A 12,937-nucleotide genomic window follows, 5' to 3' on the forward strand; every position below is an offset into this window, starting at 1 on the left:
GAGTTCGGGCCGCAACCGGCCCTTGACCTGACGGCGGCGCCCCGCAGGCTTGGTTAACGGATTGCTCGCGCACACCCTCGCATTTGAAACAAATGCCGCCGCGCGCTTGAGCCCAAGCTCAAGACATTTCCCGTACATGCTTCCCGTCACTGTGGGGAGTGATGAATGTACAACGTCAAGAGAGTGATGGCCCTGGTTCTGGCCGTCCTTGCGCTCGGGACAAGCGCACAGAACACCCAGGCTGGAATGGTCGGCTTCCCGCTGCCGCTGCGCGGCGTGATCGAGAAGATCCGCTTCAGCGAGCCGACGCTGGCCCCGATGGCCTACACCATGTTCTGCATGCGCTATGCCGACGAGTGCAAGCCGAAAGCCCGCGTCCGGATGGTGTTCCGCGGCGGCGCCACACGCCTGACCAAGCAGCGCATCGCCGACCTGATCGAGGTCAACGCTTCGGTCAATCGCAGCATCGTGCCACAGCGCAACGAACGCGGCCTTGCCGGCGAGGAATGGGTGATCAATCCGGCGCGCGGCGACTGCAACGACTACGCGGTCAGCAAGCGCCACGAGCTGCTGGCGCGCGGCTGGCCGATGCGCGACCTTCTGCTGAGCGAGGTTGTGACCTCCTCCGGCGAGCATCATCTCGTGCTGGTGGTCCGCGCCAAGGGTGGAGACATCGTGCTCGACAATCTGAATGCGCAGATCCGCAGCTGGTCGCAGGCGCGTTATCGTTGGGTCAGGATGCAGACCCCGGCGAACCCCGACCACTGGGCTGGCGTCGCGCAGGCCGGCGCCTGAATTTCTGAACGAGCCCCATCGATCGAAGGTGGCGCAGCGAGACATTTCGCCGCGCCATTTTTCGTAGCAGCGACGATCGCCAGCGCGCCGCGGCGACATTGCCGGAACGATTGGAGGCATCGACGGTTGACCCCGGTTCAACCCATCGAGGCATCGACATGAAGCTGGCCGGCCTTGTCACAACAGCGGCGCTGGTCGTCGCCCTAGCCACACCGGTGCTTGCACAGGGCACCGGGCAGACCACGCAGGGCACAACACGCTATTCGATCGATGGACCGGGCGGTGGTGTTCCGACATCGCGGCCGCAGGCGACCCAGCCGGTCCCGCCGGCAACACCGGCTTACCCCTATGGCAGAGCGTCGCGGCACGGGCCGCCGGTCGGTCAACGGACCAACGTGCCGCTGGGGTCGCGCTGACCGTCGCTTCGGCTGCAAATCCGTTCAGTCTTAACGCTATTCCCATCGTCATTTTGCCGCCTCGGACGGAATGTCGTACCGATGCGATCACTGCGCCGGTTGAGGCGCGGGATTGGTTCGCGCAGGGCGAAATTTTCAGATGGCGAGCAGGGGTTCAATCCTGATCACGGGTGGCGCGGGATACATCGGATCCCATTGCGCCAAGGCGGTTGCCGAGGCCGGATTTCTGCCGGTCGTCTACGACAATTTGTCCACCGGTCACCGTGATTTCGTGCGATGGGGGCCGCTCGTGATCGGCGACGTCGCCGACCACGACAAGATCGCCGCCACTATCAGCGACCACAACGCGCTCGCCGCGATGCATTTCGCTGCGTTCAGCGCGGTCGGCGAGTCCGTGGCGGATCCGCAGAAATATTTCACCAACAACATTGCCGGCACGCTCGGCCTGCTGCGCGGCATGCGGGAGGCGGGCTGCGACCGCCTGGTGTTTTCCAGCACCGGCGCGGTCTACGGCAACGCCGGACGCGATCCAATTCCCGAGAGTGCCGCAGGTCCGACCGTCAATCCCTACGGCCGCTCCAAATTCATGATCGAGCAGATCCTGGCCGACTACCGCGCGGCCTATCGGTTCAACTCGGTCTGTCTGCGCTATTTCAATGCCTGCGGCGCCGACGCCTCCGTCACCATCGGCGAACTCCGCGATCCCGAGACGCATTTGATTCCGCGCGCGCTGATGGCGCTGCTGGGGCACGTGCCGGACTTTGCCATCTTCGGCGAAGACTATGACACGCCCGACGGCACCGCGGTGCGCGACTACATCCATGTCGATGATCTCGCGAGCGCCCATATCGCGGCGCTCGAGCTGCTGCTGAAGGGCGACGCCGGCGGCGTGTTCAATCTCGGCACCGGCACCGGCTATTCGGTGCGCCAGGTGCTCGACGCGATCCGCGCCGAGACCGGTGAAGCGGTGCCGAGCGTGGTGCGCGAGCGCCGGGCCGGCGATCCGCCGATCCTGGTGGCCGATCCCTCCAGGTCGGAGCGCGGCCTCGGCTTCAAGGCCAGCCGGTCCGATCTCGGCTACATCATTCGCTCGGCCTGGGCCTGGCATCAGAAGGCGCATCCGCGCCGGCGGTAGAGCATGATCCGGAAAATTGCGAAGCGGTTTTCCGACAAGATCATGCTCAAATAACGATCAAGCCGCGAGAGGCTCAGTTCAATGTGATGTAGTGCTGTTCGGCCAATCGCGCGAGGAACGGCATGTCGACAAGGCTTGCCACCAGGAAGACGGCGACCAGCGCCAGCACGAGCAGCATCAGGCCGCGCTCGCCATAGAGCTTCTCGGGCTTCTGCGCCGACGACCCCGGCGACGTCGACATCGAGAAGTAGGTGGTGAACAGCATCACCACCAGCGGCATCGCCAGGACATACTCGATACGGTACTTCACCAGGAACACCGAGAGGAAGAACACCGAGAACAGCGAATAGCTGAGGCACGAGGCCGTCAGCGACACCTCTGTATAGTGCGCGAAGCTAGCGCGGTAGCGCGCCAGCAGCTCCTTGCCATGGGACGCGGCAATCTCGCGATATTCGGATAGCCGCTTGGCCGCCATCAGGAACGCGCCGCCAAACCAGTAGCACAGGATCACCGAGCCCGGCGGCAGCGAGGTCGGATCGATCATCGCCCAGCCGATCAACAGCCGCAGCGGATTGTTGACGGATTCCGAGATGACGTCGAAATAGGCCTTGTCCTTGCTCCGGAGCGGCGGGACATTGTAGACGATGCCCTGCACGGCGAAGATGCCGGTTGCGAACAGCATCAGGCGGCTGCTGGCAGATGCGCAGACGAGGCCGAGCGCGACCAGCAGCAGCCACTCTAGCCCGATGATCTTGCCGTCCATCGCGCTCTGCACCGCGGAGCGCTGCGATTTGGTCGGGTGATGCCGGTCGAAGTCGCGGTCGAACCATTCATTGATCACATAATTGGCCGACGCGATGCAGATCGCGGCCACAAGGCCGAGGACGATAGCGCTTGCGATATGCTCGCCTCTCGGGCCGCGCAACAGCCAGGCAAGGACAATCCCGGGAACGATGAAGATGTGCTTGGTGCTGTGATCGAGCCGCAGGATGGAAAGATACTGCCCGATGCTTGCGGCCGGCGGCTTGCCGGCTTCGACCTTGCTGTCCATCAGCGCCATCGCGCGGTCCTTTTTCTGTCGTCGTTGATCGATCGCCTAGTTGAGGAGGTAGACGTCGAAACTCTCGTCGGTCTTGGCGGGGCCGAAGCGGCGGAGCATCGTGGTCGCTTCGCGGAAATCGCGGATCTGCGCCGCTGAGGCACGGAACGTCCGCCAGTCCTTGCCTTCGTCGTAGGTCCGGTCGGGCGTGATCTCGTCGAGCCAGGCCAGCAGGATGATGACGGGCGTGCGGCTTGTGTCGCGAAGCTCGCGGGCAAGGCGCAGGGTCTCGCCGAGATCGCTGTCCATCTTGCCCTTGCGCGAGAAGATCACGACGCTGCCGAATTTGTGGTCGCGCGCGAGATAGGTCCGGTTCTTGACGTAGTAGGGCAGCGCCTCGACCAGCCATTCCGGCTCGCTGAGGATCACTGCATTGGTGAGATCGGCGCGCGAGGCGATCAGGCGGCCGAGATCGGCGCTGCGGCTCGCGACCACGCCGGTCACCGCGTTGCGCAAATCGTTGATGCCGGCGGCGGTCTGGATCGCGAGCACCAGCAGGAGCGACACGCGTCCGATCGCCGGCAATCGCCGATCGAGCCATGCGCGAGAGCCGGATGGCGCGGTGACCCGGCTCCAGCCGATCCAGTAAAGCGCGATCAGGAAGCTCAGCCAGACCGCGGCATGTCGGTAGGCACCGTTGGCGGCGACGGCGAAGAACAACGACGTCAGCAACAGGGCGGCGATGGCGGCGAGAAAGGCCGGTCGCCGCGGCAAGAGCCCGAGCGTCGCGCCGAACAGCAGCACCGATCCCGCGATCCCCGGCAGCCGATTGGCAAACAGCGCGCCCAGCGACGTCGCGCCGGGGTTCACCAGCGCAAGGATTGCCGCCGCGAGTGGTGACTCGTGCGACCAGTCCCGGGCCGCGGCGTCATTATAGGTCGGCAACATCGTCGCCGCGCAGATCACGACGCCAATCGTCGCGATCGTTGCATTGATCGCGAAATTGGTGAGTTGCGGCGACCAGCGCCAGTCACGGCTCTCTCGGATCTCGAGCAGGTCGAGCAGCCAGAACAGCAGGAATGCGCCGGCCATGATCGCGCCGACGACGTTGGTGTTGGCGAGCAGGAACAGCAGCGCGCCGAGCACCAGACCACGGTCGCGGTGAGCCCGATAGCAGGCCGCGATCGCGAACAGGAACAGGGCCGAGATGCCGTAGTTCCTGGCCATCACGACATATTCAAACAACAGCGCATGGCTCGTGATCAGCAGCAGGACCAACGGCCGCGGGAATGGTGACCGGAAGATCAGCAGTGCGACCGTGATGAGCCCGACCACGAAGGCGACGGCGGGCAGCACCTCGACCCGATCGAATACGGCATGCACGCCGCGCAACAGGAGGTACCAGAGGGCGGGGTGGCCCTCGCCATGCAACCCTCTCAGCATGGCGACCGGATCGTCGCCGTTCAGGGCAATGGTGAGCGCCCGGACCTCGTCGCGCCACATCACGTGACGGCCGATCTGGAAGCCGACCAGCGCGACCCATCCCGCGAGGAGCAGGACGTCCGGCCAGGATCGGCGGTCCCGCTTGGGCGCGAACAACCACTGGTCCAGGATGGGCAGAGAACGGGTCAATGAATCCTGCTGCTGCTCGGATCGGGACGGTCAAACCGGGTCGTCATCTGCCGGCCTGGTGGTTTGTGTTAACAGTAAAATCCACATAGAATGTTGTAACATTATGGGCAAACCAGACTAACATTTATGACGCCGACGCCGGCCCAGAGAACGGTCAGGGACATCGGTCCTGCGCACCCCGAGGTGGAGTTCGCGCTGGTGCTGGCACGAACCATCGATTCCGTGAGCACCGACCCGCAGCAGCTGCGCAGCGCGGTCTACGAGCTCGCGCGGCAGAAGCTGCAGCAGCTCGCGCACGAGGATCCGGCGGAAAAGCAGCGTCTGATGCAGGCGCTGGAAGTGGCGATCGAAGGCGTTGAAGCGCACACGAAGAGCAACGTGATCGAGAAATTCGAGGTGCCGCTGGCGCGGGCGCTGCCCGTATTCCTCGAGGCGGCGGGCGCGGCGCGACGGATCGAGGCGCCGCCCCGGATCGATGCCGAGGCGGCCTTTTTCACGACCCTCGACCGCGTCGAGCCTGCCGCGGTGACGCGTGGTCCGCGATGGTCGTCGTCGGCGCCGCTGCGTTACGTTGTCATGCTGGCGTTCTTCGGGCTGATCGCGGCCGTTGTCCTCCTGCAGCAACGCGGCGTGTCATTGGCTGCGGTCCGCGCGATGATTGCCGGCACGCTGGCATCGGCGCCGCCCGAAGCCCAAAGGCCGGCGGTGGTCGCGGCCGTCCCGGCGCCGGCCGCTGCGGCCGAGCCGCCGGTGCCGAGACGGCCATTGCCGACCGCCTACGGCGTCTACGCCGAGAGCGGCCGCAAGCTTTACGAGCTGCAACTGATCCAGGGGCGTGCGCCGGATCCGCGGGTGGCGATCTCGGCGGCGATCACCAGGCCGAGCGAGACCACGCTGCCTGACGGACATCTCCGCTTCATCGTGTTCCGGCGCGAGGGTGCCGGCGGCGCCTCCGATCCGATCGATGTGCGTCTGATCGCGCATGTGAGCCAGCAGACCACGTTCGACGCGACCGGCAAGCCGGTGGTCTCGCCGGGCGACGACAGCTGGGTGATCCGCAACATCTCGATCCCGTTCCGCGCGGCGCCGCTCAAGGACGATCCGCAGATGTTCGAGGTCCTGCCGCGCGACGACGTGCCGCTGCCGCCGGGACGCTACGCGTTGATCCTGAAGGCGCAGGCCTACGATTTCACGGTCGAGGGCGCGGTCACCGACAAGCGGCATTGCCTGCAGCGGCTGGCGGCCGCAAATGGCGTGTTCTACTCGGAATGCGAGAAACCGTGAGCGGGGTGTCCATCCGGTTCAGTGTCGTGCTGGCGCTCCTGCTGGCATCGCGTGCCGCCGTCGCCGCACCCGCCGCCGAGACCGCAAAGCGCTGCCTGCGCGCGGCCTACATGTTCTACCCCTACAAGCGACCGGGGGCCGTGCCGATGAATGGCGATCGGCTGCATTTCTTTCAGCAATGCATGACGCAAGACGACACGAAGTCGGCGGAAGCGCCGAAGCGCGATTGAGCGCAATGCGCCGGCCGCTCAGTTCGCGGACTGCTCCACGCCCGACCTCAGCCGGCCGAGCTGGTTACGCAGCACGAGCAGCATGAAGCGACCGACGCCGATGCCGGCGAGACCCCCCGCCACCTTGACGATCGCATCGATCAGGCGGCCGTGACGATCCGGTGTCAGGAATTGCATTGCTTCGAGCGTGAACGCGCTGAAGATGACAAGGAGCACGATCAGCGCGGTGCGCCGCGGGTAGCCCAGCACGAAGGCCAGCGCCATCACGGCGAACGCCGCGAAATGCTCGATCTGCGGATGGAATAGCGAGGGACGGTCCTGGATCGGGGACAGTGTCACGAAGGCGATGAGCGCAAGCGCAAGCCAGCCTGCAATCACGCCGAACCTCCGTATCTTTGAAACAAGCAACGCGTTCTTCCCGGTCCATATGCGCTGGGCGCGCCGCCGTTGAATTAGCGCATCGCCGGTGTCTGCGACATGAAAATGGTCGTCGAAGGTTAACTTGCCGGTCGGCTGCAAATGACCCGACATGTTGTCCGCGCTCCGGTCCGCCGGAAGGTTGCCAGCAACAATTGCTTTCAAGTTTATGGTATTAAAATACCCTAAACTGAAACCCAATCTCACTTCGCGCGCATCTCATGGAGGGAACCAGGGATGCTTGCGCGGGTTCCCCGGATGGTGCACCTGACGAAAAAATTAGCGGCGCCTTGCGGGTCCATTCATAAGCCGTTCACGGCGGGAAGCCTCATTTGGTGCCGGAATGTCGTAATGCTCACTCTCGGAGGCCAAAGTGCGTCTGCTCGTCGTTGAGGATGATCCGGATCTAAACCGCCAGCTCACCACCGCGCTGACGGACGCCGGCTATGTGGTCGATCGCGCGTTCGACGGCGAGGAGGGGCATTTCCTTGGTGATAGCGAGCCGTACGACGCGGTGGTGCTGGATATCGGCCTGCCGAAAATGGACGGTATCTCGGTGCTCGAGGCCTGGCGGCGGAACAAGCGGGTGATGCCGGTGCTGATCCTCACCGCACGAGATCGCTGGAGCGACAAGGTTCAGGGCTTCGACGCCGGCGCCGACGACTATGTCGCCAAGCCCTTCCACCTCGAGGAGGTGCTGGCGCGGATCCGCGCGCTGCTGCGCCGCGCGACCGGGCATGCCCAGGTCGAACTGAACTGCGGGCCGGTGGCGCTGAACACCCGCACCAAGCGGGTCACCGTCAACGGCAATCCGATCAAGCTGACCTCGCACGAGTACAATCTGCTCGACTATCTGATGCACCACACCGGGCGGGTGGTCTCGCGCACCGAACTGGTCGAGCATCTCTACGACCAGGACTTCGACCGCGACTCCAACACGATCGAGGTGTTCGTCGGGCGCATTCGCAAGAAGCTGGAAGTCGATATCATCCAGACCGTGCGCGGCCTCGGCTACATGCTTTCGCCGCCGACCTAGAGCATGATCCGGAAAAGTGCGCAGCGGTTTTCCCTGCGACAAACGCGAAGCGTTTGCGCGGGGATCATGCTCTTGAAGCATTTTCGAGCGAAGTGGATGCCGGTTCGTTCGCGTGAAGAAAGCGCGGACCAAACAATGGGATAAGAGCATGTCCTATTCAATCGGATCATGCTCTTAAGGTGCTTGATCGCGATGCGGGCATTGGCATGATCCGCGCCAGGAGGACTGGATTCGCCATGTCTGAACTCGCCTTGTCGCGGCCCGCTGACGCGATGTTCGAGCTCGTGCCCTGATGGGCGGCAGCTCGCTCGCGACACGCCTGTTCGTCTCGGCGACCGCCTGGGTGGTGGTGATCCTGGCGATCACGGGCGTCATCCTGTCGTCGGTCTATCGCGACGCGACCGAGCGCGCCTTCGACCGCCGGCTCAATCTCTATCTGCGCACCCTGATCGCCGAGGTGGCGACGCCGGACGAGCCGGCGGACCGCCAGTTCCAGTCGCTGGGCGAGCCGCTGTTCGACCTGCCATTGTCGGGCTGGTACTGGCAGATCACCCGGACCGATACCGAAAAGGGCGAGACCCGCGCCTCGCGCTCGCTGTGGGACAAGAAATTGCCCAAGCTCGAGGAGCACGGCGCCGAGCTGACCGCTGCCGGGGTCCGGCTCGGCTATGTCGACGGGCCCGAAGGCCAGAGCCTGCGCGTGGTGGAGCGGCCGGTCGATCTCGGCGCCGACGGCAAGTTCCTGGTCAGCGTCGCCGGCGATGCTACCGAGATCTTCGATGAGACGCGCAGCTTCGACTATTATCTCGGCGGCACCTTCGCCGCGCTCGGCATCGTGCTGCTGCTGACCACGATCTTCCAGGTGCGCTACGGTCTCGCGCCGCTCAAGCGAATCTCGGATGCGATCGCCGACATCCGCTCCGGCCGCGCCGAGCGGCTGGAAGGCCGGTTTCCGGTCGAGATCGCACCGCTGGCGCGCGAGACCAATGCGCTGATCGATGCCAACCGGGAGATCGTTGAGCGCTCGCGCACCCATGTCGGCAATCTCGCCCATGCGATCAAGACGCCGCTTTCGGTGATCGTGAACGAGGCGGCCGCCCATACCGCCGATCCTTTCGCCAGCAAGGTGCTGGAGCAGGCCGATCTGATGCGGGATCAGGTCGCGCACCATCTGGAGCGCGCGCGGATCGCGGCCCGTGCCACCATCGTCAGCACCATCACCGACGTCGCACCTGTGATCGAGGCGCTGCGCCGGACCATGGAGAAGATCCATCGCGATCGCGACCTTTCGATCGAGGCGAAGGCCGATCCGGCGGCACGGTTTCGCGGCGAGCGGCAGGACCTCGAGGAGATGGTCGGCAATCTCGTCGACAACGCCTGCAAATGGGCGGATTCGCAGGTGTTTGTCGAGGTGACCGTGGTTCCGCCCGAGGCCTCGGGCGCCGGGCCGAGGCTGCGCATTGTGGTCGACGACGACGGGCGCGGCCTGTCGGAAGCCGAGCGTGCCCAGGTGTCGCGGCGTGGCCAGCGGCTCGACGAGTCGAAACCCGGCTCCGGGCTCGGCCTGTCGATCGTGACCGATCTCGCCGGCCTCTATGGCGGCAATCTCACCCTGAACAACGCGCCGATCGGCGGCCTGCGCGCCGAGCTCACGCTGCCGGCGGTGTAGTGCACGATGACTTTACTCTGAATCGAGCGGCAGATTCCGCTTCACCTCGCCCCGCGCGCGGGGAGAGGTCGGAACGCATCGTTAGATGCGTTCCGGGTGAGGGGGAGTCTCCGTAAACGCAGCTATCACCCGATACGCGGAGGCGGCCCCTCACCCCAACCCTCTCCCCGTAAGAACGGGGCGAGGGAGCGCAGCGCCGCCGCGGTCGCCATCCGACCTAAACCCATCTCGCTCTAGTCGGCCTTGGGAGGCTCGGCGCCGCTATTCTTCCTAAACGGCTTCTTAACGCGCCCGCCGCTATCATTGCGGGCGGACGAGCTGCGGCGCTTGCCGGGGACCAAGCTTTCACGACCGGGCATGAGCCAGAAATCGACCGAGCGGCTGAGGGATTATCTCGCGCAGCTTCCGCCGCAATCGCAGGCGCTGCTGATGCGTGAGCTGGAGCGCGCCGTCGAACGCGGCGATGACGTCGCCGTCGCCAATCTGGTCCTCGAGCAGCTGCGCAAGATCGTGCGCGGGGCTGAGGAGGACGAGCAGATCCAGCCGCGCAGCGACGACCCGGCACGGCTCCTGTTCCGGCCGCTCGAGCCGTTCCTCGCCGAGACCAATTTCCCGACGCGAGCGGGCCAGATCCGGCGCGCCTCGCTGCTGCCGATCTGGCAATGGCTGGCCCGCGAGGGCGCGCCCGAAGCGGCTCGCGCGTTCGAGGCGGCGTTGGCCGCGGCCACGGAGAGCGGTCCGATGGAGGCCGCCGCGCGCAAGTTCCAGCTTGCCGCCGCGGACGCCATCCTCACGATCGCGGCGCCGAGCCAGGACGACCGCCAGCGCGCGCTGTCGCGGGTCGGCCCGCCAAACGTGGTCGAGGACCTGCTGCCGATCGGCCTCGTTCTGCAGGCCCGCGAAGCGCTGGAAACCCTGGGAAGCCGGCTGCCGAGCCAGATCCGGGTATTTGCCGATTCCCAGATCGCCTCCGCGATGGAGGCGCTCAAGCTGCCGTCGTTGCAGACGCCGCAACTGCTGCCGTTTGCGCTGTCATTGATTGCGCAGCGGCTCGCCGCGCCATGGCAGATCATCCGTCTCGCCATCAAGATGGCGGCCTCCGACGACGAACTGCGGGTTGCGGCGACGCCTTACGGCATCGCGGTCACCATCGCGCTGCATGATTTGTCGTTCGTCGCGGCCTGCCTGCGCACCGACATCAGGCGCGGGCATTTCGATTATGTCGGCGAGCAGCTCAAGACCCTGCATGACGGCGTCCGCGGCCTGCGCACCGAGCTCGATCTGCGCAACGATTCCACCTGGGGCCGCCAGCTCACCTCGGTCCGCGCCGATACTTCCAACGCGCTGCAATCGGAGATCGACAGCGTGCCGGGCCGGGTCCGCCGCATCCTGCGCCAGCGCGCCGACAAGGACATTACGGCAGGGGCCAAGATCGATGCGACCGAGGTCGAGGATGCCGCGGCGCTGATCGATTTCGTTGCGGTGTGCCGCACCTATGCCAGCGAGCTCGCCATCAACGAGGTGACGCTGCGGACTTTCTCCGACCTGCAACATTATGTCGAGCAGTCGACCGAAGGGCTGGTGCAGTCGCTGCGCGGCGGCGACGCCCGGGTCCGGGCGTTCCGCCAGCAGCAGGTCAAGGCCGCGATCCGCTTCTGCGAGGTGCTGTTCGGCCACGACTACGCCTCCCTGATGAACCGGGCCGCCGAAAACGCCGTGACCGGCGAGCGCAAGTCGTCGCGCGCGGGGTAGCGAGACCGCGCAATTCGCGAGCATGTTCGACGGTAAGCCGACGAGCCCGCCACGGCGGGATGATAGGCATTTGCGCTATTTCGGAATAATGGAAGTGTGGCACTGAGTTGCCCGACGTGTCAACCGTCAATCGACACCGTCAATCGAGCACCGGCGACCGCCTGCTACTTTGCATGGGGTTGTTTTCGATATTTTGGTCGTGCGCGCCTTCGCCCGGAGACGCCGGCGCAATACCGCCGGAACGGCACCGGAAACCGCCTGATTTCGACCTTCCGCCGATCCAGCAATTGTCAATTGCCGGGCTCGCCGCCGGTAGTGTAAAGCGATTCTAAGGCGGCTTGCCGGAAGCCGCCGTTCCATCCGGGAACCGCTTGATGACGCTGTGGTTTGTGTTCGCGCTGATGACGGTCGCGGCGATCTTTGCCGTGCTGTGGCCGCTCAGCCGCCGCGGGCGCGCGGATACCGGCGGCAGCGAGGTCGTGGTCTACCGCGACCAGCTCGCCGAAATCGACCGCGACATGGCCGCCGGCATCATCGGTGCCGCCGAGGCCGATGCCGCACGGGTCGAGATCAGCCGCCGGCTGCTGGCCGCCGCCGATCAGGGCGGACGTGAGACCCCGGTGCAAGGCAACCTCAATCTGCGGCGCACTGCCGCGATCGTCGGCCTGGTCGGATTGCCGGTGATTGCCTCGAGCTTCTATCTCGCGCTCGGCTCGCCGCGGCTTGGCGACTTTCCGCTCGCCGAGCGCGGCCGGGTGGCCGACGCCAACCAGCCGCTCGCCAATCTGGTCGCGCAGGTCGAGGCGCACCTTGAAAAGAACCCGACCGACGGCCGCGGCTGGACGGTGCTGGCGCCGGTGCTGTCGCGCCTCGGCCGCTACGATGACGCCGTCCGCGCCTATCGCAACGCCATCACCTATGCCGGCGACAGCGCCGATCGCCGCGCCGATCTCGGCGAGGCGCTGATGGGGACTGCCGGCGGCGTCGTCACCGCGGACGCCAAGGCGGAGTTCGAGCGTGCGGTCGCGCTGAATGGCGACGATGCCAAGGCGAACTATTTCCTCGGTCTCGCCGCCGAGCAGGACGGCCGCAAGGCCGATGCCGCGGCGCTCTGGCAGAAGATGCTGGCGAAGGGGCCATCGGACGCGCCATGGCGGCCGCTGGTGCAGGCCGCGCTCGTGCGGGTCGGCGGAAGCGTGCCCGGCGGCGTCAGCGCACCCGGTGGCGTGAGCGCACCGGCGCTGCCGGACAGTGCGGTGGCTGCGGCCAGGGACATGAGCGAGGCCGATCGCGGCACCATGATCAAAGGCATGGTCGATCGGCTGGCGACGCGGCTGAAGACCAATGGCGACGACGTCGAGGGCTGGCTGCGGCTGGTCCGCGCCTATCTCGTGATGGGCGAGCGCGACAAGGCGATGAGCGCGCTCGCGGATGCCCGTCAGGCGGTCGCCAACGATGCGGATCGGTTGCGTCAGCTCAATGAGGGGCTGAAGAATCTCGGGCTGGATGGATAGAGCATGACGCCGAAAAGT

General features: G+C 65.7%; 11 protein-coding genes. 8 read left to right on the forward strand and 3 right to left on the reverse strand.

Translation table 11 applies throughout. From position 1 onward, the window contains the following. Positions 1-165: 165 nt before the first annotated feature. Together ACVMDN_RS10485 and galE are read left to right on the forward strand one after the other, a co-directional pair. A complete protein-coding gene (locus tag ACVMDN_RS10485) occupies positions 166-795 on the forward strand; it encodes a transglutaminase-like cysteine peptidase (protein ID WP_057020242.1) in 630 nt (209 codons plus the stop codon). Between the two features lie 555 nt (positions 796-1,350). Beyond that, the gene (gene galE / locus ACVMDN_RS10490) at positions 1,351-2,346 is read left to right on the forward strand and encodes a UDP-glucose 4-epimerase GalE (protein WP_253587352.1); all 996 of its coding nucleotides are present in this window, start codon (positions 1,351-1,353) and stop codon (positions 2,344-2,346) included. 73 nt (positions 2,347-2,419) lie between these two features. On the opposite strand, the gene ACVMDN_RS10495 is transcribed toward galE, so the two are convergent. Together ACVMDN_RS10495 and ACVMDN_RS10500 are read right to left on the reverse strand one after the other, a co-directional pair. After that, entirely contained in the window at positions 2,420-3,406 is a 987-nt protein-coding gene (locus ACVMDN_RS10495) for a UbiA family prenyltransferase (protein WP_229190050.1), read from the reverse strand. 36 nt (positions 3,407-3,442) lie between these two features. Next, positions 3,443-5,017 (reverse strand): hypothetical protein, encoded by a 1,575-nt coding sequence (locus ACVMDN_RS10500; RefSeq protein ID WP_456835243.1) that lies wholly within the window; start codon positions 5,015-5,017, stop codon positions 3,443-3,445. A gap of 126 nt (positions 5,018-5,143) precedes the next feature. Here ACVMDN_RS10500 and ACVMDN_RS10505 point away from each other — a divergent pair, with 126 nt between their 5' ends. Next, positions 5,144-6,301, forward strand: coding sequence for a hypothetical protein (locus ACVMDN_RS10505; RefSeq protein WP_456835242.1), 1,158 nt, complete (start codon positions 5,144-5,146; stop codon positions 6,299-6,301). Beyond that, positions 6,298-6,531 (forward strand): hypothetical protein, encoded by a 234-nt coding sequence (locus ACVMDN_RS10510; RefSeq protein WP_456835241.1) that lies wholly within the window; start codon positions 6,298-6,300, stop codon positions 6,529-6,531. The genes ACVMDN_RS10505 and ACVMDN_RS10510 overlap by 4 nt, the downstream gene beginning before the upstream one ends. An 18-nt stretch (positions 6,532-6,549) precedes the next feature. On the opposite strand, the gene ACVMDN_RS10515 is transcribed toward ACVMDN_RS10510, so the two are convergent. Then, positions 6,550-7,149 (reverse strand): VanZ family protein, encoded by a 600-nt coding sequence (locus ACVMDN_RS10515; protein WP_210263074.1) that lies wholly within the window; start codon positions 7,147-7,149, stop codon positions 6,550-6,552. 172 nt (positions 7,150-7,321) lie between these two features. On the opposite strand from ACVMDN_RS10515, the gene ACVMDN_RS10520 reads away from it, so the two are divergent. From ACVMDN_RS10520 to ccmI, 4 genes are all read left to right on the forward strand, one after another. Further along, complete coding sequence (locus ACVMDN_RS10520) at positions 7,322-7,984, forward strand: response regulator transcription factor (protein ID WP_016841655.1); 663 nt, start codon at positions 7,322-7,324, stop codon at positions 7,982-7,984. Positions 7,985-8,276: 292 nt separating this feature from the next. Next, complete coding sequence (locus ACVMDN_RS10525) at positions 8,277-9,653, forward strand: sensor histidine kinase (RefSeq protein ID WP_141340776.1); 1,377 nt, start codon at positions 8,277-8,279, stop codon at positions 9,651-9,653. Positions 9,654-10,010: 357 nt separating this feature from the next. Continuing rightward, positions 10,011-11,405 carry a hypothetical protein gene (locus ACVMDN_RS10530; protein ID WP_253640261.1) on the forward strand — a complete coding sequence of 465 codons (1,395 nt, stop codon included), beginning with the start codon at positions 10,011-10,013 and terminating at the stop codon, positions 11,403-11,405. Positions 11,406-11,779: 374 nt separating this feature from the next. Further along, on the forward strand, positions 11,780-12,919 hold the full coding sequence (gene ccmI, locus ACVMDN_RS10535) for a c-type cytochrome biogenesis protein CcmI (protein WP_168858112.1): 1,140 nt from the start codon (positions 11,780-11,782) through the stop codon (positions 12,917-12,919). Positions 12,920-12,937 lie beyond the last annotated feature (18 nt).

The sequence above is a fragment of the Bradyrhizobium sp. USDA 4510 genome, from assembly GCF_054059095.1.